A 19,392-nucleotide genomic window follows, 5' to 3' on the forward strand; every position below is an offset into this window, starting at 1 on the left:
TCGACAGATATTTCGAATCAAAAAACTAATATTTTTTAAAAATTCTGACGGACGTCTATTCCATGGCGCGAGCGATGCCATCCTTCAGGCGCCGCGACTGCCGGTGTGACGTCCGCTTGTCAGCGTCTCGGAGGAACCCAGGCAGGGTCGGCAGGCGGTGCGCCGGGGGAGAGGCGAGCGAAATCCCGGAATCATTCGCGGGCGCCAACGAGGACAGGGACTGGGTGGTCGCTCGGGCCGATGCGCCTGCCCGCAATCGAGGTCGGAGAGGGCCGGCAAGCGTCGCGGAACTCGTGCCGAGTTTTTGCCGCTTCCTTGAGAACCGCAAAAGCGGCAAGCCGGCGCTCGGAGCTGACAGGGGGCCGGCCGCCATGCGCCGGCAACTCACGTCCCATCAGCCGATGCCTGCACAGCAAGTATCTGCTGACAAATGGGAAATGGCTGGGGCGCCAGGATTCGAACCTGGGAATGGCGGTACCAAAAACCGCTGCCTTACCGCTTGGCGACGCCCCAACGCGCGGCTGGCGCTTCCATAGCCGGGTAGGGCGGTGCTGGCAACCGGGGGCGTTGCCGTTTGGTGCGCGGGCGGCGGTTGGAGGGGCTTTCGGGCTCGTGTATGCCGGGCCCTGCGAACGGTGCGAAGCGCCGCAATCATCAACGACGAAGGGGAGGAGAGGCGAGATGAGCACGCAGAAGGTCGCGCTGGTGACCGGGGCCGGCTCGGGGGTGGGGCGCGCGGTGGCGCTCGGGCTCGCCGATGCCGGCTACGACGTGGTGCTGTCGGGGCGCCGGCCGGAGCCGCTGCAGGCGGTGGCCGCCGAGATCGAGGCCAAGGGCCGGCGGGCGCTGGCGCAGCCGACCGATATCGGCGACGAGGCCTCGGTGATCGAACTCTTTCGCCGGGTCGAGGAGACCTTCGGGCGCCTCGACGTGCTATTCAACAATGCCGGCATCGGCGCGCCGCCGGTCGAGCTCGACGAATTGCCCGTCGCGACCTGGAAGGCGGTGGTCGACACCAACCTCACGGGCGCCTTCCTGTGCACCCAAGGCGCGTTCCGGCTGATGAAGACGCAGCAGCCCCGCGGCGGGCGCATCATCAACAACGGCTCGATCTCGGCCCACGTGCCGCGGCCGTTCTCGGCGCCCTACACCGCCACCAAGCACGCCATCACCGGGCTCACCCGCTCGACCTCGCTGGACGGGCGCGCCCACGACATCGCCTGCGGCCAGGTCGATATCGGCAACGCCGCCACCGACATGACCGTGCGGATGCAGGCCGGCGTGCCCCAGCCCGACGGCTCGACGCGGCCGGAGCCGACCATGGACGCCAAGCACGTCGCCGACGCGGTGGTCTACATGGCGAGCCTGCCGCTGGACGCCAACGTGCAGTTCATGACCGTCATGGCCACCAAGATGCCGTTCATCGGCCGCGGCTGACAGGGCAGGGCCTCTGGCCCTCGGGCGCCGGCTTGGGGTAGAGAGGCGGCGCGGGCGACGAGAGTGCCCGCGCATCCCCTTTGGGGAATATCCTTCCTCGCCGATGCCGGGCCCCCGACGGACCCGAGACAGAAACCCGGGTCCGGGCTAGACACCTCCCATGCTGATGCAGACAGACGCCCCGCGCGCCCCCGCCGATCCGGTCGCCCGGCGCCGCACCTTCGCGATCATCTCGCACCCGGATGCCGGCAAGACCACGCTGACCGAGAAGCTGCTCCTGTTCGGCGGCGCGATCCAGCTCGCCGGCGAGGTCAAGGCCAAGCGCAACCGCGTCTCGACCCGCTCGGACTGGATGGGCATCGAGAAGGAGCGCGGCATCTCGGTCGTCACCTCGGTGATGACCTTCGAGTACGGCGACTGCGTCTTCAACCTGCTCGACACGCCGGGCCACGAGGACTTCTCGGAGGACACCTACCGGACGCTGACCGCGGTCGATTCCGCCGTGATGGTGATCGACGCGGCGAAGGGCATCGAGGCGCGCACCCGCAAGCTGTTCGAGGTCTGCCGCCTGCGCGACATCCCGATCGTCACCTTCGTCAACAAGCTCGACCGCGAATCCCGCGACCCCTTCGACCTCCTCGACGAGATCGAGAAGACGCTCGCCCTCGACGTCGCGCCGGTGACCTGGCCGATCGGGCGCGGCCGGAGCTTTGCCGGCACCTACGACCTCCTGCGCCGCCGGGTGCGTCGGCTCGACGCCGCGGACGATGCCGGCACGGTGCCGGTGTCGGGCCTCGACGACCCGCTCTTCGACACCCTGCTGCCGGAGGCCGGCGACGCCGCGACCTGGCGCGAGGAGGCGGAACTGGCGGAGGGCGGCTGCAAGCCGTTCGACCTCGACGCCTTCCGCGAGGGTCACCTGACCCCGGTCTTCTTCGGCTCGGCTTTGCGCAATTTCGGCGTGCGTGACCTGATCGACGGGCTCGCCGACGTAGCACCGCCGCCCCGGGGCCAGGATGCCGACACCCGCGCGGTCGCGCCGACCGAGCCGAAGATGACCGGCTTCGTGTTCAAGATCCAGGCGAACATGGACCCGAACCACCGGGACCGCATCGCCTTCATGCGGGTCTGTTCCGGCAAGCTCAGCCGCGGCATGAAGGCGAAGCTCGTGCGGACCGGCAAGCCGATCTCTCTCTCTGCGCCGCAATTCTTCTTCGCCCAGGACCGGGCCATCGCCGACGAGGCCTATGCCGGCGACGTGGTCGGCATCCCCAACCACGGCACCTTGCGCATCGGCGACACCCTGACCGAGGGCGAGGAGCTGGTCTTCCGCGGCGTGCCGAGCTTCGCCCCCGAGCTCCTGCGCCGGATCAAGCTCACCGACGCGATGAAGGCCAAGAAGCTGCGCGAGGCGCTGCAGCAGATGGCGGAGGAGGGGGTGGTGCAGCTCTTCCTGCCGCAGGACGGCTCGAGCGCGATCGTTGGCGTGGTGGGTGCGCTGCAGCTCGACGTGCTGAAGGAGCGGCTCCAGGCCGAGTACGGCCTGCCGATCGACTATGAGCCGACCCGCTTCACCATCTGCCGCTGGATCGAGTCGGAGGACCAGGCCGAGCTCGACAAGTTCGTCGGCTCGCACGGTTCCTCCATGGCGAGCGATCTCGACGGGGCGCCGGTCTTCATGGCGACCACCGGATTCTCGCTCAAGTACGAGGAGGAGCGGGCGCCCGCGATCCGCTTCACCGACGTCAAGGATTACCAGAAGCGCCGGACGTGACCGGCCGGCCGGTGCCCGCCCCAGGGATGGGGCGGCGCCGGGGGCTTCAGAGCTTGCCGAGCATCGGGAAGTCGACGTTGAGGCTCGAGATCGGGCTGACCGGCGTCTCGCGCTTGCGTGGCCGGCCGTTGAGCACCTGCTTCAGCTTCGTCTTCAGCAGCGACAGGTCGAAGGGCTTCAGGATGAAGGCGTCGGCGCCGGCGAGGTGCGCGACGTTGATGTCCTCGAAGCTGAACGACGTCTCGGTGAGGATGAACGGCATGTTCATCAGCATGTCGTCGGAGCGGATCTCGCGCAGGAGCTGGATCCCGTCCATCGGCTCCATGTCGAGATCGGAGATCACCAGGCCGTAGCGCTTGCTGCGCAGCGCCTCGAGTGCCTGCGGCCCGTCGGTCACGCCTTCGACCTCCGGGAAGCCGAGGCGGTTCATCAGCTCGGTAATCAGGCGGACGAGTTTGACCTGGTCGTCGACGATCAGGATCGGGGGTGCTTCGCTCATCGGATCCAGCCAACGGGGTTAGGTTTGAGAGGGCTCGGCGGGAGGGTTCCGACGAGCCCTTAAGCAGGTTTCGCAAGCGGGGCCGACGGTCCCGCGATGGAAACCTGCGACGGGGACGGTCCGGGCGGCGCCGCGTCGGCGCCTTCTAGACGAAGAGGTGGTCGATGCCCTGCTTGGCCATGGTGTCGGCCTGGAGGGCCTGGGCGAGGGCGTGGATCGTGCTCGCCTTCGGGGTCCCGCGCTGGAGCATCGGCGCCAGGTTGGCCTTCTGGAACAGGGCGTCGTTGGCTGCGGTGCGCAGGACATACGCGAACGACGTCACGAACTCGCGCTTGGCGATCTCGCGCCACTCGACGATGTGGACGTCGCGATGGCGGATATCCCCGCTGATCCGCTGGAACGTGTCCTGCACCGACATCCGTTCCCCTTCGAGGATCTGGATGAAGTAGCCCTGATCGACGATCAGGAGGCTGGTGATGACCGAGAACTCGTTCTTCTTCTGCGCGTGGCGGGCGATGTCGTTGACTTGGCGAGCGCGTTCCTTCGGCTCGGCGGACAGCTGCGCGCGCGAGAAGTAGATCAGGTGAATGAGGCTGCTTCGCTTGCTCGGGCGCATATCCCTGGTTCCACCGCGGTCCAGGAGGGCAGCTAAGGCCAAGAGCTTCAACGCCGCGTAAACACGGTCCTGTCGATCCGACGGCAGTTTTTGCCGGAAGGACCGGGCGGCACCCGGCGGGTTTTGCCGCGCGATGGTCGGCCCTCCAATGAAATCAATGGCTTGGGCTGTGGCACACGGCTTGCGGATCGTCCCGCCGAGTGATCCGGACGGGATGTGGAAAAGATGGACCTTTTCGGCGCGTTGCAGACTTCGGTCTCGGGTCTCCAGGCCCAGGCCTTCAGCTTGGGCAACATTTCGGGGAATATCGCGAACTCGCAGACCGTCGGCTACAAGCGGATCGACACCGACTTCGCCGACATGCTGGTCGAGCAGCCGGCCAAGCAGCAGAGCGCCGGCGGGGTCGCGGCCTTCTCGCAGCTGACCAACAGCCTGCAGGGCGGGGTGGCGGCGACCGGCATCCCGACCAACATGGCGCTCAGCGGCGACGGCTTCTTCACCGTGCGGACCGCCGGCGGGACGCCCGGCGGCACGCCGACCTTCTCGGGCTCCGACCTCTATACCCGCCGCGGCGACTTCTCGGTCGACCGCAGCGGCTATCTCGTCAACGGCGCCGGCGCCTACCTGACGGGCCAGAGCCTCGACCCGGTGAGCGGCGCCGCGACCGGCACCGGGCCGATCAAGATTGCCGGTACCACGCTGCCGGCCAAGCCCACGACGGGCATCGCCTACGCGGCGAACCTGCCGAGCACCCCGACCACCACCTCGGGCAACGCGCTCCTCGGCACGCTGCCGGGCGGCGATCCCCGGGTGCTCTCAGGGACCGCCGCGACGGCTCCGAAAGTGGCCGCCGCCGATTCGGCCGCCTTCCTCGGTTCCAGCATCGCCGGCGGCGAACTCACGGCCTATTCCGGCACCGGCAGCCCGGTCAGCCTGCAGATGCGCTGGGCCAAGGTCGCGAATGCCGACGCGACGGCCGGCACCGGCGATACCTGGAACCTGTACTACGCCAACCAGACCGCCACCGGCACCACACCGGCGACCTGGCAGAATGCCGGCACCGCCTTCACCTTCAACGGCAGCGGCCAGCTTACCGCGCCGACCGGCACCAGCCTCAGCATCCCCAACGTCACGGTGAACGGCACCAATCTCGGGGCAGTGGCGCTGAATCTCGGCACCGGCGGCCTGACCCAGTACGGCTCGGCCGGCGGCCAGGTCACCACTACCACCCTGCAGCAGAACGGCTACGCCGCCGGCACGCTCAACTCCCTCGCGGTGACGAGCGACGGCAAGCTCACCGGCACCTATTCCAACGGCAACAGCGTGGCCCTGGCGCAGGTCGGCGTGGCGCGGTTCAACGCCCCCAATTCACTCAAGGCGGTCTCGGGCGGCAACTACGCCCAGACGGCGGAATCCGGCGAGCCGCTGGTCGGTCTCTCCGGCACCACGATCGTCGGCGGCAATGTCGAGCAATCGAATACCGATACCGCCGGCGAGTTCTCGAAGCTCATCGTCACCCAGCAGGCCTATTCGGCCAACACCCGGGTGATGTCGACCGCCCAGCAGATGATGTCGGATCTCATCAACGTCATTCGCTAGGTTGGTAACGGTTCGTTATCCACTTTATCAGATACTGCAAAAGGCGGAATACTGACGAAGTGCTCGCCGGCGTCGCAGCAAAAGGCTGCAACGAAGCGACTCTACGAGCGGATCGCGCGTCGGCGTGCCGATGCGTGCTCCGCCATCGCGGTGGAGCCTCGCGTTCCAACGCCCCCGGACCCGGTCGGCTGCAAAAGGCGGCCCGATCGCTTCCGGTCCACCCGCGAGATGCCGGCACGTGCCGCGGTCCCAAAAGGGGCGCGGCGGCGCGGCCCGGCTCTCTCCCTCACCCGGGATCCGACCGATGTCGCTCAACGCCCTCAACACCTCGACCGCCGGACTGCAGGTGACGCAGGCGGCGATCGGCCTCGTGTCGCAGAACGTCGCCAATGCCGGCACCGCCGGCTACGTCAAGCGCACCCTGACCTCGGTGTCGACGCTCGGCAATTCCGGCGTCGCCACGGGGACGATCAGCCGGACCCTCGACGCGGTGTCGCTGAAGCAGCTGCGCCTCGAGACCGCGGGCGCGGCCTATACCGGGCTGTCGGCCAAGGTGCAGGGCCAGCTCGACGCGCTCTACGGCACCCCGGGCAGCGGCAGCGCCCTCGACGGGGTGATGAACAATTTTACCCAGTCGCTCCAGGCGCTGACGACCGATCCGACCTCCGCCGCCTCGCGGGCGACCGCGGTGAGCGCGGCCCGGACCGTCGCCACCACGATCTCGGGCATCGCGCGCGGCGTGCAGGACCTGCGCAGCGGCCTCGAATCGCAGCTCGGCGGCGACGTCGCCTCGGCGAGCACGCTTCTCACGCAGATCGCGGAGCTGAACGGCAAGATCGCCGGGGCCCCGAAGAGCGATGCCGGCACCGCCGACCTCCTCGACCGCCGCGACCAGGCGATCAACACGCTCTCGCAGTATCTCGACGTGCAGGTGAGCGACCAGCCCGACGGCTCGGTCACCCTGCTCACCGCCTCGGGCGCGACGCTGGTCGATCACGGTGCGGCGGCGAGCCTCGCCTTCGACGGCCGCGGGACCTTGAGCCCCGAGGCGCAATATTCGGCCGATCCGGCCACCCGCGGCGTCGGCACCGTGACGGCGACGACGCCGGCCGGCGCGAAGATCGACCTCGTCGCGACGGGGGCGATCCGCTCCGGCTCGATCGCCGCCGCGGTCTCGTTGCGCGACGACACCCTGGTCCAGGCGCAGCGCCAGCTCGACGACCTCGCCTCCGGCCTGTCGCGGGCCTTGAGTGACCGCCCGGCGACCGGCACGGCGGCATCCGCCAACGGGCTCACCGGCTTCGACATCGACCTCACCGGGCTCCAGGCCGGCAACGCCGTGACGATCGGCGTGCGCAACGCAGGAGGAGTGGGGCGCAACCTGATCCTGATGCCGACGAACGGCGCGGCGCCCGATCCGATCGATCCCAAGCTGACCGACGACCCGACCGCCCTGGTGGTGCCGGTCGACATCTCGGGCGGGGATTCGACGCTCGCTCAGCGGATCGGCGCCGTGCTCGGCACCGGCTTCACCGTGTCGGCGACGCCCGGCGGTGCCGCCGGTTCGGTGCGGATCCTGTCGGATCCGGCCGCCCTCGCGCTCACCGGCGCCGGCGCCTCCGTCACCGTGCCGAAGAGCGCCGCGGATACCAGGACCGGCAGCGGCCAGCTCGCCCTGTTCGTCGATGGCGGGACCGGCGGCGTGTTCACCGGCTCGTTCGAGGGCGGCTCGCATCTGACGGGCTACGCCCAGCGCCTCGCGTTCAACCCGGCGGTCGCGGCCGATTCCTCCACCCTGGTGAACTACGCCGCCACCACCGCCTCGGGCGACACGGCACGGCCGCAAACCCTCACCAATGCGCTGACCAACCGCACCCTGACCTTCTCGGCAGCGAGCGGCATCGGCGGCGTCAGCGCGCCGCGCTTCACCACCGTCACCGGCTTCGCCCAGTCGGTCGTCGATGCACGGGGCGCGGCCAGCGCCGAGGCGCAGCAGCTCGACGAGGGGCAGCAGATCGCCCTGTCCTCGGCCCAGAGCCGCTTCGGCAAGGAATCCGGCGTCAGCGTGGACGAGGAGATGTCCCGGCTGATCCAGCTCCAGACCGCGTACGGCGCCAATGCGCGGGTGCTGACGGCGGCCCGCGACATGCTCGACACTCTCCTCCGCATCTAGATCGGTGCCGGATCGCAAGGCGATCGGACACCGATCTAAGTTGTTGGTTTGCCGCATTTTCTGCGACGAACCCTTATCCACTTCGTCGAGAATGCCTTGAGAGGACGCCCGCGATGACGATCGCCCCCTTCGCGGCCGGCACCGCCGCCGCCGACCTCAACACCCAGCGCCTCGTCGCCATGAAGGCGTCGCTCGGCACGATCTCGAACCAGATCGGCAGCGGGCGCACCGCCGACACCTATGGGGGCTTGGGCACCGGCCGGACCCAAAGCCTGGCGGCGCATGCCCAGATCAGCGCGCTCGACAGCTACATCGCGGCGGCGGGCACCGGCGCGACCCGGGTCTCGCTCGCCTCGGCGAGCGTGCAGCAGATCGCGACCCTGGGCTCGAATACCTGGAGCAGCCTCGTCAGCGCCCGGACCGGCACCGGCACCACCGCCCGCTCGACGATGCAGCAGATCGCGGCGGGCCAGCTCGGCGGCACCCTCGACGCCCTCAACCAGAGCACCGGCGGCCAGTACATCATGGGCGGCCGGGTCACCGACCGGGCCCCGGTGGAGAGCGCCGCCCGGATCCTCGACGGCGACCCCGCCGCCGGCCTCGACGGCGTGCGCCAGGTCATCGCCGAGCGCCAGGCCGCCGATCTCGGCACCGGTTCGCCGAAGACCGGGCGGCTCGACCTCTCGGGCTCGGGCGCGAGCGTGAGCCTGTCGGAGAGCCAATCCCTCGGCGTGCGGACGAATTTCGGCTTCACCATCGCCGGCGCCGTCAGCTCGAACCCGGCCGGCCTCTCGGTCGCGCTCCAGCCCGGGGCGCCTGCGAGCGCCACCCTGTCCTTCGCCTCCCAGCCGAAGGACGGCGACATCGTGCGGGTGAGCGTGCGCAACGCGGACGGCAGCGAGGCCTTCGTCGACCTCACCGCCCGGGCGGCGGGGAGCGGCGGGGAGGGCACCTTCGCGATCGGCGCCGACGCGGCGGCGAGCGCCCAGAACCTCACCGCGGCGCTCGCCGGCAGGACCGTCACCGGCGTGCAGAGCGCGAGCCCGCCCGGCGCGACGGCGGCTCTGTCGGGGGGCAATCCGGCCTCCGCGACCGTGACGGTGGGGGCGGGTCTCAAGGCCGGCGACAGCGTGCAGATCACGCTCGGTCTTCGCGACGGCACCAGCCGGACCCTGACCCTGAAGGCCGCCGCGGACGACAAGGCCGCCGGCACCTTCGCGATCGGCGCGAGCCCGGCCGACACCGCCAAGAACCTCCAGGCGGCGCTGGCGACGGCGCTCGACGCCTCCGCCAGGACCGACCTCGCCGCGAGTTCCGCCACACGGGCGGCGGGCGACTTCTTCGCCGGCTCCTCCTCGCCGGGCCTGAGCCCGCGCCGGGTCGCGACGGACACGGCCGGCAACGCCACCGCCTACGTCGCCGATCCGAGCGGGCGCACCCTGATCTGGTACAAGGGCGACGACACCTCCGCCGACCCGCGCGGGACCGCGACCGTGCCGGTCTCCCGCGACCAGTCCGTGGCGATCGGCGTCCAGGCCAACGAGGCGCCGTTCCGCAAGACGCTGAGCGGGCTGGCCGTCCTCGCCACCACGTCCTTCGACGACACCGACGCCGACGGCCGCCGCTTCGACGCCTATTCCGGCCGACTCCAGACCCTGTTCAAGCCCGGCGACGGACAGCCCTCGGTCGAGGGCATCGGCTCTGAGCTGAGCCTCGCCTCGGCCCAGATCGCCACCCAGAAGAGCCAGAACACCGCCACCAAGGCGGTGCTGCAGAAGACGGTCGACGGCGTCGAATCGGTCACGACCGAGGAGGCGGCGGCCAAGCTCCTCACCCTGCAGACGCAGTTGCAGGCGAGCTACCAGGCGACCTCGATGCTCTCGAAGCTGACGCTGACGAGCTACCTGTAAGGCCGAGAGTCAAAGATGCAGCGGGCCCGAGACGCCGCCGCATCGAGTCGATCTCGGGCATGCCCGGGATCGACGGGGCCGTGAAGCGATCCCGTGGGTCATCTCGAATTTTCGACACCGCGCCCAGACATCCGAGGCCTCGGGCTCGCCGACGCCACCCGAAGCCTGCGATCAGCGCAGATCGTTCCACCAGTCGGCGAGGCCTTGCGGCGAGGCGGGAACAGGACTGTCCACGGCCCCTCCGAGGCGGCGGTAGTCGCTCAGCGACAGGCCGTAGGCCGCCTTGAAGGCGCGGCCGCAATCGGATTCGCTCGAGAAGCCGCAGGCCCGGGAGAGATCGGCGATCCGACCGACCCGGTCCGGCTCCGCCAGCAGGGCCCGCAAGCGAGCGAGCCGGCGGGAGCGGATCACGCGGGCGACGCCGCCGCTCGGCTCGAAGGCCCGGTAGAGCGCTGAGCGCGACACGCCAATGGCCCGCGCCAGGTCGTCCGGCGTCGTTCCCGGATGCGCGTCGATGTAGAGGCGTGCCCGGCGGCGGCAGGCCGCCGCGCCGGCCATCCGCACCGCCTGCGCCGATGGTGGGGCGTGGCCCGCCAGGGCCAAGGCGAGGAGTTCCGCGGTCACACGCTCCAGGCGCTGGCGCTCGCCCACGCCGTAGCGAGGCATCTCGTCGAGCACCGCGCGCAGGAACCCGGTGAGCAGGCATGCGCGGTCCTGCGGCAGGACCACGCCGTGCAGCCGCCCAGGCTCGGGCACGGCCGCCTCGATCACGTCGCGGGGGCAGACAGCGTCATGACGCGGGCCCGGCTTGCCCGCGTCTCCATGGGCCGGCTCATGTCGATGAGGGCACATTCGCCCGGCCCGGCGATCCGGCTGCCTTCCGGCGTACCGACCGCCAGGTTTCCGTCGAGGACGATCTGTGCCGTGAAATGGTCGAAGCCGTTGCGCTGAACCCGCCGATGCGGGCGCACATGCGCGATGCCCCGCATCTGTCGGTCGAACAGGATCATGCCGCCGAGGCGCTCGGCGGTGACCGCGACCGCGAAGGACTCGTCCAGCCTCACCGCATCGGCCGCCGTCGCATAGAGATCGTGATACGCCTCGAAGCCGCACTGACCGGCCCGTGTCGCCACGTCGGTCGAGAATTGCAGGCGCATCGCTCGGCGGCCCACGGCTCTCGTTTCGGACATCGATCGCTCGGCCAGTCTATCGGTCGTTGCCTTTAGGGCCAAAGGATCGCGCGATGCAAGGTTGAGCCCAAGGCAACGCCGTTCCGTCGCGATGCGGGACATGCGACCTCGACCGGGCGCTGAAGGGGCTTGCCGGAAACGCCGAGCCCGGTTACGACGAGCGAGGTTTCTGTCGCCATTTCCATCGCCGGACCTCTTGCCCAAGCAGAGTATAGGCGTCACGTTGTTGCAGACAAAAGCCGAGGGCCTGTAGCTCAATGGTTAGAGCCGACCGCTCATAACGGTCTGGTTGTAGGTTCGAGTCCTACCGGGCCCACCAACCATTTCAATAAAACGAGTGGCGTAGGCGGACGCCGCGACGGGCGACCCGACCGGCACGAGCCCGGCCGGGTCGATCCGACATCTACGGCATCAGCCGCAATGCGTCGGCGAAGAAGTCAGGCCCGCCGAAATTGCCCGACTTGAGCGCCAGCCACATGTCCCGGTCTGTGGTGCGCAGGACCGGGACGCCGGCGGCGATCTCGGGGCCGACGCGGAAGGCCGGCAGGCCGAGGCGGTCGACCACGGCGCCGGAGGTCTCGCCGCCCGCCACCACCAGGCGGCGCACGCCGTGGGCCACCAGACCCTCGGCGATCCGTGCCATCGCGGCCTCGATGGCGTGGCCGGCCGCGTCGCGGCCATGCTGGGCCTGGACCGCCGCCACGTCCTCCGGACCGGCGCTGCTGGCGATCAGCACCGGACCGGCGCCGATCCGCTCCAGCGCCCAGGCGAGCGCGGCGCCGGCCTCGTCCTCGCCGGACAGCAGGCGCGCGGGATCGAGGCGGCGCACCGGCATCGCCGCCTCGGCCCGGGCGATCTGCCCGAGCGTCGCCTGCGAGCAGCTGCCGGCGAGGCAGGCCGCCGGGCCGCCGATCGGGCCGCCGAGATCGGCCTCCGCAGCGGCGGAGGCCACGCGACCCGCCGCCACGAGGGCGCGGGCCAGCCCGAGGCCGAGGCCCGAGGCGCCGGTCGAGACCTTCCGGGTCAGCGCCGCGGCGCCCAGAACCGCGAGGTCGCGGTCGAGCACGGCATCGGCGATGGCCGCACCCTTGCCCTCCTTCGCCAGTGCGTCGAGGCGGGCGATCACCGCGTCGGCGCCCTGCGCCACCGCCGCGAGGTCGACCAGCCCGACCCCCGCCCGGCTCTGGCGCGCCAGCACCCGCACGAGGTTCGAATCCCGCATCGGGTTGAGGGGATGGTCCTTGAGCGGGCTCTCGGCCAGCGGCACCGCGCCGACGAAGAGATGGCCGAGATAGACCGTGCGCGCCGTCTCCGGGAAGGCCGGGGTGACCAGCGCGATCGCCTCGCCGGCATCCGTCCGCAGCGCGTCGGTGACCGGGCCGATATTGCCGGCATCGGTCGAATCGAAGGTCGAGCAGACCTTGAACATCAGATGGCCGGCGCCCCGGGCGTTCAGCCACGCGGCGGCCTCGCGCGAGCGCGCCACCGCCTCGTCGGCGGGGATCGACCGGCTCTTGAGCGAGACCACCACGGCATCGACCTCGGGCAGGGCGAGGTCGTCCGCCGGCACCCCGATGGTCTGGACCGTGCGCAGGCCCGCCTTGGTCAGGGTGTTGGCGAGGTCGGAGGCGCCGGTATAGTCGTCGGCGATGCAACCCAGTGCCAGGGTCATGCCCGTGCTCCCTTGTAGGCGTCGAACCAGCCCAAGCCCTCGCGGGTGCCCGCCCGCGGGTTGTACTCGCAGCCGATGAAGCCGTCATAGCCGAGCCGGTCGAGCTCGGCGAACAGGAAGGCGTCGTTCATCTCGCCGCTGCCCGGCTCGTGCCGCTCGGGCACGCTCGCGGTCTGGACGTGGCCGATCATCGGCATCAGGGCACGCAGGCGCATCGTCACGTCGCCGTGCAGGATCTGGCAATGGTAGAGATCGAACTGCAGCTTCAGGTTCGGCAGGCCCAAGTCGCGGATCAGGTCGGCGGCGTAACCGAAATCGTTGAGGAAGTAGCCCGGCATGTTGCGGGCGTTGATCGGCTCGAGGACGAGGTCGAGGTCTTCCTTCCCCAAGCGCTCCGCCGTCCAGGCGACGGCGCGGCGATAGGATGCCTGCGCCTGGCGGTCGCTCCGGTCGGCCATGCCGGCCATCAGGTGCAGGCGCTTCACCCCCGTCGCGCGGGCGTAAGTCAACGCCGTCTCGACGCCGGCCTTCAGTTCCTCGAACCGGTCGGGGAGGGCGGCGAGGCCGCGCTCGCCCGCCGCCCAGTCGCCCGGGGGCAGGTTGAACAGGGCCTGGGTCAGGCCGTGGGTCTTCAGGCGCTCGCCGATCGCCTCGGGCGGGTGGTCGTAGGGGAACAGGAACTCGACCGCCTCGAACCCGGCCTCCGCGGCCTGCGCGAAGCGATCGAGGAACGGGACTTCGGTGAACATCAGGGTCAGGTTCGCGGCAAAGCGCGGCATGAAGGTTCTCCCTTGAGCGGCGTCCCTGCGCCGATGCCCTGGCGGGCTTGAGCCTGATCGACGATCCGGGGTGGCCGACCGGGCGCTCGCATGGCCTCACCCTCCGTGTCATCCCGGGGCCGCGTCGCGGAACCCGGGATCCATGACCGCCGACGATGCAGGATGAAGCGGAGCGCTGTCCGCTCTTTCAAGACGCCTCGGCGGTGATGGATCCCGGGTTCTCGACGTCGGCGAGCCTCGGGATGACCCGGAGGATTTCAATTCAGTCGGGTGACAATTAGGACGCCGATCCCGTCCCGTCCGGCAGCGCCGTTCCAGTCACCTGGGCGTAGATCCGCGCCACCGAGGCGTCGTCGTCGCGGCCCATGCCGGCGCCGGAGGCCATCAGGAACATCTGGAGGGCGGCCGCCGCCACCGGCACCGGGAATTTCTGGGTCCGCGCCATGTCCTGCACGATGCCCAGATCCTTGACGAAGATGTCGACCGCGCTGCGCGGCGAATAATCGCCGTCGAGCACGTGCGGCATCCGGTTCTCGAACATCCAGGAATTGCCGGCGGATGCCGTGATGACCTCGTAGACCTTGCGCAGATCGAGGCCCTGGCGGGCGGCGAAGGCCATCGCCTCGCTCGCCGCGGCGATGTGGACGCCGGCGAGGAGCTGGTTGATCATCTTGAAGGCCGCGCCCTGGCCGGCGGCATCGCCGAGCTCGTAGAGCTTGGCCGCCATGGCGTCGAGGGCCGGTTTCGCCCGGGAGAAGGCGGCGGCGCTGCCCGAGGCCAGGATCGTCAGTTCACCCTGGGCGGCGCGCTGGGCGCCGCCGCTGATCGGCGCGTCGAGATAGTGGCGGCCGGTGGCCTCGAGCTGGCTGGCGAGGCGGCGGGCGATCTCCGGGTCCATGGTGGCGCAGGAGACGAAGACGGATCCCTCGGGCATCGCCGCGGCGACCCCGTCCGGGCCGAACAGCACTGTCTCGGTCTGGGCCGCGTTGACGACGACGCAGACCACGATTCCCGCCTCGGCCACGGCCGCCGCCGGGCTCGCGGCGCCCCGTCCGCCCTCGGCGACGAAGCGCGCCACGTTGTCGGGCATGACGTCGCTGCCGGCGACGTCGAGGCCGGCCCGGCGCAGGGCCTGCGCCATGCCGTAGCCCATCGAGCCGAGGCCGATCACCGCGACGCGGGCGGGTGTGTCGGTCATGCGTGTCCTCCCTGCGGGCCGGCACCGGCCCCACTGTCACGCGGTCTGACGCCGCGCCGCGATCCCCGCTCTAACATTGAATTGGCAGCGCTGCCAATCCGATTCAAGGACCGATTGAGCCGGCCGGGGAACCATGACATCGTGGCGCTCCCGAGCCTCCGTGACAAGGTGCCGGGTGGGGGATGGGAGGGCGGATGGACGAGGGGGGCAACGAGGTCTTCGCGGCCGAGGACGAGGGTCTGCAGGACGGCGCCCGGCGCCCGATCACCCTGGCGGACGTCGCCCGCGAGGCGCGGGTCGGCGAGAGCACGGTGTCGCGGGTCCTGCGCAGCCACGGCTCGTTCTCGGAGAAGACCCGGGCCCGGGTCGAGGAGGCGGTGGCGCGCCTCGGCTACGTGCCGAACCGCATCGCCGGGACGCTCGCCTCCACCGGCTCGCGGCTGATCGGCATCGTGATCCCGTCGCTCACCAATATCGTCTTTCCGGATCTCCTGCGCGGCGCGACCGCGGCCCTCGACCAGGAGGGGTTCCAGTCGGTCATCGCCGTCACCGATTACGACCAGGACCGGGAGGAGGCGGTGGTCGGCTCGCTCCTGAGCTGGCGCCCGGCCGGGCTGATCGTCACCGGGCTCGAGCACAATCCGGGCACGCGGCGCCGGCTCGTCGCCAGCGGCGTGCGGGTGGCCGAGCTCCTCGACACCGACGGGCCGGGCCTCGACATCGTGGTCGGCTATTCCAACCGCGCCGCCGGCGCGGCGAGCGCCCGCCACCTCGCGGGCCGCGGCTACCGCCGCATCGGCTATATCGGCCACGACCTCACCCGGGACAAACGCGCCGCCAAGCGCTACGCGGGCTTCCGCGAGGCCTTGGGCGAAACCGGGCTCGCGCTTGCCGGCGAGGAGCGGGTGGCGAGCCCGTCCTCGGTCGAGGCCGGCCGGCACGGGCTCGAGACCCTGCTCGCCCGGGTGCCGGATCTCGACGCGGCCTATTTCTCGAACGACGACATGGCGCTCGGCGGCTATTTCCACTGCCTCGCCCACGGCCTCGCGGTGCCGGAGCGGCTGGCCCTGTTCGGCTATAACGGCCTCGATGTCGGCCGGCTGATGCCCCAGCCGCTCGCCACCATCCGCACCCCGCGGGTCGAGGCCGGCGCCACGGCGGCCCGGCTCCTCTGCGCGGGCGGGCCGTCGACGGTGGTGGATCTGGGCTTCGAACTGATCGAGGGAGCGACCGCGTGACGGATGTGTCGGGATCGAGCGAATCCTCCTTGCGCGAGGCGATCTGCCGCTTCGGGCGCTCGCTGTTCGAGCGCGGCCTGACGCCGGGCTCGTCCGGCAACATCTCGCTGCGCCTCGACGACGGCGGCTGGCTGGTGACGCCGACCAACGCGTCGCTGGGCTTCCTCGACCCCGCGCGGATCTCGCGCCTCGACCGTGACGGGCGGCTCCTGTCGGGCGACAAGCCGACCAAGGAGATCCCGCTCCACGGCGCGCTCTACGACAGCCGGGCCTCGGCGCGGGCGATCGTGCATCTCCATTCCACCCACGCCGTCGCGGTCTCGATGCTGCCCGAGATCGACCCCCGCGCGGTGCTGCCGCCGCTCACCCCCTACAGCCTGATGCGGGCCGGCGCGGTGGCGCTGGTGCCGTATTTCCGCCCCGGCGATCCGGCGGTGGCGGATGCGATCCGGAGCCTGGCCGGGCAGTATTCCTCGGTGCTGCTCGCCAATCACGGGCCCGTGGTCGCCGGCGACACCCTGGAAGCCGCGGTCTTCGCCACCGAGGAGCTGGAGGAGACCGCCAAGCTCTACCTGCTGCTGCGCAACCTCAACCCGCGCCATCTGACCCCGGCGCAGGTGCAGGATCTGGTGAGCCATTTCGGGCTGACGCTGCCGGATCACGGGCACGAGCACGGGCATTGAGGGCCGCATCGGGCGGGGAGCCGTGTCGGCTCGGGCCCGCGCCGGGCACGCTCGGTCCCATCCGGCGCGGCCATCGTGTCGGGAGGGCGCCCGGGGACCGGCCTTGATGGAGATCAATGGTCGGGGAAAAAAGATATCTCCCTTTGATTTCCGGTGGGGATGGCGCATCCATCTTCGGCCGATAGTAAGATCTTCGGCCTCTCTCGGGAACGGAGAGGTCGCGAATGCAGGCAATCCTGACATGCGTCATGCAGGAGCATGACGGAAAAATCCTGGTCCTCGCCGCATTCGTCTGTGCGATCGGCGTCTACGCGGCCTCGGCGATCGCCTCGCATGCCGCCCGGTCGGAGGGGCCTGCGCGGCGTCACTGGGCGCTCGCCAGCATCGTCGCCTCCGGCTGCACCGCCTGGGCGACGCACATGATCGCTCTCCTGGCCTTCGAGCCCGGCATGGAGGCCGGCTTCGAGCCGGTCCTGACCGCGCTCTCCCTCCTGCTCGTCATCGGGGGCATCGGCGCGGGCGTCGCGCTCGCCCTCGGCCAGCGCCGGCGCCTCCGCCGCTTCGCCGCCGGCGTGATCCTGGGTCTCGGCGTCACCGCCCTGCACTATGTCGGCCAGGCCTCCTACCACGTGACCGGGCACGTCGCGTGGGATGCGGGCCTCGTAGCGGCCTCCATCCCGGCGAGCCTCGTCCTGGCGGGTCTCGGGATGGTCGCCGCCGGCGAGCGCAACCGCGGCTTGCGCCGCTTCGCCGCCCCGCTGCTGCTCGGCGCGATCGCCGTCCTGCATCTCGGCGGGATGGCGGCGCTCCGCCTGACCTACGACCCGCTTGTTCCGCTGCCCGACACCGCGATCGCCCCCGCGACCATCGCCCCCATCATCGCGACCGTCTCGGTCGGGCTCCTGATGCTCGCCGTTCTCGGCCTGCGCATGACCCTCGCCGCCCGGGCGCAGATCCGCCGGGACCGGGAGCGCCTGCGGGAGCTGGCGAGCCTCGCCCTCGAAGGGCTCGCTGTCTGCGAGGACGGCGCGATCACCACCGCCAATCGGAGTCTCGAGCTCCTGTCGGGCCTGTCCCAGGCGGAGCTGACCGGTTGTCCCCTCGCCCGGCTCCTGCCGGGCCTCTTGCTCGCCGACCTGCCGGAGCAGGAGGAGCGCGACGCCGAGCTCGTCGACGCGGCCGGCCAGGGCGTGCCCGTGCGTATCCTGCGCAAGGACATCGCGATCGGCCACAAGCGCCAGACCGTCGTCGCCTTCCGCGACCAGCGCGAGCGCCTGCGTTCCGAGGCCCGGCTGCGCACGCTCGCCTTCACCGACGCCGTGACGGGCCTCGCCAACCGGGCGCGGTTCGCCGACCTGCTCGCGCACCACGCCGCCGCCCTGCGCGAGCCGCAGGCCGGCCTCGCCGTGCTGATGCTCGACCTCGACCGGTTCAAGTTCGTCAACGACACCCTCGGGCACGGGATGGGGGACGTCCTCCTGGCCAAGGTCGCCGCCCGCCTGCGATCCGTCGTCGGCGAGTCGGACGTCGTGGCGCGCTTCGGCGGGGACGAATTCGCCATCCTCCTGCTCGGGGTCGCGGAGGCGGGGCATCCCCGGGCTGTCGCCGCCCGCATCGTCGAGGCGATCGACCGGGCCTTCCTGCTCGACGGTCAGCTCGTCCATGTCGGGGTCAGCGTCGGCGTCGCCCTGGCCTTCGCCGGCACGGTCGAGCCCGAGGAGCTGCTGCGCCACGCCGATCTCGCCCTCTACAAGGCCAAGGAGGAAGGCAAGGGAACCTTCCGGGTGTTCGAGCCGGCCATGGCCGAGCGGATGCAAGCCCGCAGCCGGATGGAGGCCGACCTTCGCCGGGCCCTGGGAGCGGGCGAGTTCGAGCTGCACTTCCAGCCCCTCGTCGACGTCCGCACCGGCGCTGTGACGGCGGCCGAGGCACTGGTCCGCTGGCGTCACCCGGAACAGGGGCTGGTGTCCCCGGCCGATTTCATTCCGCTGGCCGAGGAAACCGGCCTGATCGCGCCGCTCGGCGCCTGGGTGCTGCATACGGCCTGCCTTCAGGCCGCATCGTGGCCGTCGGACATCAAGGTCGCCGTCAACCTGTCCCCGGTGCAGTTCCGCGACGACGGGCTGCCGCAGGCCGTCGCCGACACCCTGCGGGCCACGGGCCTGGAGGCCGGCCGCCTCGAACTCGAGATCACCGAGGGCGTCCTTCTGGACGGCGAGGAGCGCACGCTGGCGATGCTGACCAAGCTCCGGGGGATCGGCGTCGGCCTCGCGATGGACGATTTCGGCACCGGCTACTCGTCGCTCAGCTATCTCCGGCGCTTCCCCTTCTCCAAGATCAAGATCGACCGGTCCTTCGTCAGCCTGCTCCCGGACGATGCGGAGAGCGCGGCGATCGTGCGGGCGATCATCACCATGGGTGCGGGCCTCGGCATGGCGACGACGGTGGAGGGGGTCGAGACCGCCGAGCAATACGCCTTCGTGGCGGCCGAACGCTGCGGGCAGGTGCAGGGCTACCACGTGAGCCGGCCGCTGCCCGCGGCGGCGTTCCTCGGCTTCCTCAGCGGGCTGGAGGCGGCGGCGTAAGGCGCCGCACGGCGCGCCACGCAACATCGACGCGACGAT

The 19,392-nt window shown here is 70.6% G+C and carries 15 protein-coding genes and 2 tRNA genes; 9 read left to right on the plus strand and 8 right to left on the minus strand.

The features are described from left to right. Positions 1-438: 438 nt before the first annotated feature. Positions 439-513 (minus strand) — tRNA-Gln (locus F1D61_RS04715). Positions 514-681: 168 nt separating this feature from the next. On the opposite strand from F1D61_RS04715, the gene F1D61_RS04720 reads away from it, so the two are divergent. Next, on the plus strand, positions 682-1,437 hold the full coding sequence (locus tag F1D61_RS04720) for an SDR family oxidoreductase (protein WP_203156723.1): 756 nt from the start codon (positions 682-684) through the stop codon (positions 1,435-1,437). Between the two features lie 160 nt (positions 1,438-1,597). Continuing rightward, positions 1,598-3,211, plus strand: a complete 1,614-nt coding sequence (locus F1D61_RS04725; RefSeq protein WP_203156724.1) for a peptide chain release factor 3 — start codon at positions 1,598-1,600, stop codon at positions 3,209-3,211. A gap of 46 nt (positions 3,212-3,257) precedes the next feature. Here F1D61_RS04725 and F1D61_RS04730 read toward each other — a convergent pair whose 3' ends face one another. Together F1D61_RS04730 and F1D61_RS04735 are read right to left on the minus strand one after the other, a co-directional pair. Next, positions 3,258-3,710: a response regulator gene (locus F1D61_RS04730; RefSeq protein WP_203156725.1), complete on the minus strand. Its 453-nt coding sequence runs from the start codon at positions 3,708-3,710 to the stop codon at positions 3,258-3,260. A 145-nt stretch (positions 3,711-3,855) separates the two neighbouring features. Next, positions 3,856-4,326, minus strand: coding sequence for a BLUF domain-containing protein (locus F1D61_RS04735; protein WP_203156726.1), 471 nt, complete (start codon positions 4,324-4,326; stop codon positions 3,856-3,858). A 225-nt stretch (positions 4,327-4,551) separates the two neighbouring features. Between F1D61_RS04735 and F1D61_RS04740 the strand changes: the two genes are divergently transcribed. The 3 genes from F1D61_RS04740 (at position 4,552) to F1D61_RS04750 (ending at position 10,008) form a co-directional block, all read left to right on the plus strand. Then, complete coding sequence (locus F1D61_RS04740) at positions 4,552-5,925, plus strand: flagellar hook protein FlgE (RefSeq protein ID WP_203156727.1); 1,374 nt, start codon at positions 4,552-4,554, stop codon at positions 5,923-5,925. Between the two features lie 304 nt (positions 5,926-6,229). After that, positions 6,230-8,098 (plus strand): flagellar hook-associated protein FlgK, encoded by a 1,869-nt coding sequence (flgK, locus tag F1D61_RS04745; protein ID WP_203156728.1) that lies wholly within the window; start codon positions 6,230-6,232, stop codon positions 8,096-8,098. A gap of 113 nt (positions 8,099-8,211) precedes the next feature. Then, complete coding sequence (locus F1D61_RS04750; protein ID WP_203156729.1) at positions 8,212-10,008, plus strand: hypothetical protein; 1,797 nt, start codon at positions 8,212-8,214, stop codon at positions 10,006-10,008. Between the two features lie 171 nt (positions 10,009-10,179). On the opposite strand, the gene F1D61_RS04755 is transcribed toward F1D61_RS04750, so the two are convergent. Together F1D61_RS04755 and F1D61_RS04760 are read right to left on the minus strand one after the other, a co-directional pair. Continuing rightward, complete coding sequence (locus F1D61_RS04755) at positions 10,180-10,764, minus strand: helix-turn-helix domain-containing protein (protein ID WP_203156730.1); 585 nt, start codon at positions 10,762-10,764, stop codon at positions 10,180-10,182. Positions 10,765-10,775: 11 nt separating this feature from the next. Continuing rightward, positions 10,776-11,300: a hypothetical protein gene (locus F1D61_RS04760; protein ID WP_203156731.1), complete on the minus strand. Its 525-nt coding sequence runs from the start codon at positions 11,298-11,300 to the stop codon at positions 10,776-10,778. A gap of 141 nt (positions 11,301-11,441) precedes the next feature. Here F1D61_RS04760 and F1D61_RS04765 point away from each other — a divergent pair. Continuing rightward, positions 11,442-11,517: transfer RNA gene (locus F1D61_RS04765), tRNA-Ile, on the plus strand. Between the two features lie 84 nt (positions 11,518-11,601). Here the strand turns inward: F1D61_RS04765 and otnK are convergent. The 3 genes from otnK to ltnD all read right to left on the minus strand — a co-directional run bounded on the left by otnK (position 11,602) and on the right by ltnD (position 14,847). After that, positions 11,602-12,870, minus strand: a complete 1,269-nt coding sequence (otnK, locus tag F1D61_RS04770) for a 3-oxo-tetronate kinase (RefSeq protein WP_203156732.1) — start codon at positions 12,868-12,870, stop codon at positions 11,602-11,604. Then, the gene (gene otnI / locus F1D61_RS04775) at positions 12,867-13,649 is read right to left on the minus strand and encodes a 2-oxo-tetronate isomerase (protein WP_203156733.1); all 783 of its coding nucleotides are present in this window, start codon (positions 13,647-13,649) and stop codon (positions 12,867-12,869) included. The genes otnK and otnI overlap by 4 nt, the downstream gene beginning before the upstream one ends. 277 nt (positions 13,650-13,926) lie before the next feature. Beyond that, a complete protein-coding gene (gene ltnD, locus F1D61_RS04780; RefSeq protein ID WP_203156734.1) occupies positions 13,927-14,847 on the minus strand; it encodes an L-threonate dehydrogenase in 921 nt (306 codons plus the stop codon). A gap of 194 nt (positions 14,848-15,041) precedes the next feature. Here ltnD and F1D61_RS04785 point away from each other — a divergent pair, with 194 nt between their 5' ends. From F1D61_RS04785 to F1D61_RS04795, 3 genes are all read left to right on the plus strand, one after another. Next, the gene (locus F1D61_RS04785) at positions 15,042-16,085 is read left to right on the plus strand and encodes a LacI family DNA-binding transcriptional regulator (RefSeq protein ID WP_203156735.1); all 1,044 of its coding nucleotides are present in this window, start codon (positions 15,042-15,044) and stop codon (positions 16,083-16,085) included. Between the two features lie 5 nt (positions 16,086-16,090). Then, a complete protein-coding gene (locus F1D61_RS04790) occupies positions 16,091-16,768 on the plus strand; it encodes an aldolase (protein ID WP_203158928.1) in 678 nt (225 codons plus the stop codon). 224 nt (positions 16,769-16,992) lie between these two features. Continuing rightward, complete coding sequence (locus F1D61_RS04795; protein ID WP_203156736.1) at positions 16,993-19,353, plus strand: bifunctional diguanylate cyclase/phosphodiesterase; 2,361 nt, start codon at positions 16,993-16,995, stop codon at positions 19,351-19,353. The last annotated feature ends 39 nt before the right edge of the window (positions 19,354-19,392 follow it).

It is taken from the genome of Methylobacterium aquaticum (genome assembly GCF_016804325.1).
Lineage (GTDB): Bacteria > Pseudomonadota > Alphaproteobacteria > Rhizobiales > Beijerinckiaceae > Methylobacterium > Methylobacterium aquaticum_C.

What these genes read in the sequence shown, in the direction of transcription:
- F1D61_RS04725 (WP_203156724.1), top strand. Translation starts at nt 1,598, where the DNA reads ATGCTGATGCAGACAGACGCCCCGCGCGCCCCCGCCGATCCGGTCGCC.
- F1D61_RS04795 (WP_203156736.1), top strand. Translation starts at nt 16,993, where the DNA reads ATGCAGGCAATCCTGACATGCGTCATGCAGGAGCATGACGGAAAAATC.
- F1D61_RS04785 (WP_203156735.1), top strand. Translation starts at nt 15,042, where the DNA reads ATGGACGAGGGGGGCAACGAGGTCTTCGCGGCCGAGGACGAGGGTCTG.
- F1D61_RS04730 (WP_203156725.1), bottom strand. Translation starts at nt 3,710, where the DNA reads ATGAGCGAAGCACCCCCGATCCTGATCGTCGACGACCAGGTCAAACTC.
- flgK (WP_203156728.1), top strand. Translation starts at nt 6,230, where the DNA reads ATGTCGCTCAACGCCCTCAACACCTCGACCGCCGGACTGCAGGTGACG.
- F1D61_RS04740 (WP_203156727.1), top strand. Translation starts at nt 4,552, where the DNA reads ATGGACCTTTTCGGCGCGTTGCAGACTTCGGTCTCGGGTCTCCAGGCC.
- ltnD (WP_203156734.1), bottom strand. Translation starts at nt 14,847, where the DNA reads ATGACCGACACACCCGCCCGCGTCGCGGTGATCGGCCTCGGCTCGATG.
- F1D61_RS04735 (WP_203156726.1), bottom strand. Translation starts at nt 4,326, where the DNA reads ATGCGCCCGAGCAAGCGAAGCAGCCTCATTCACCTGATCTACTTCTCG.
- otnI (WP_203156733.1), bottom strand. Translation starts at nt 13,649, where the DNA reads ATGCCGCGCTTTGCCGCGAACCTGACCCTGATGTTCACCGAAGTCCCG.
- F1D61_RS04750 (WP_203156729.1), top strand. Translation starts at nt 8,212, where the DNA reads ATGACGATCGCCCCCTTCGCGGCCGGCACCGCCGCCGCCGACCTCAAC.
- F1D61_RS04760 (WP_203156731.1), bottom strand. Translation starts at nt 11,300, where the DNA reads ATGTCCCGCATCGCGACGGAACGGCGTTGCCTTGGGCTCAACCTTGCA.
- F1D61_RS04720 (WP_203156723.1), top strand. Translation starts at nt 682, where the DNA reads ATGAGCACGCAGAAGGTCGCGCTGGTGACCGGGGCCGGCTCGGGGGTG.
- otnK (WP_203156732.1), bottom strand. Translation starts at nt 12,870, where the DNA reads ATGACCCTGGCACTGGGTTGCATCGCCGACGACTATACCGGCGCCTCC.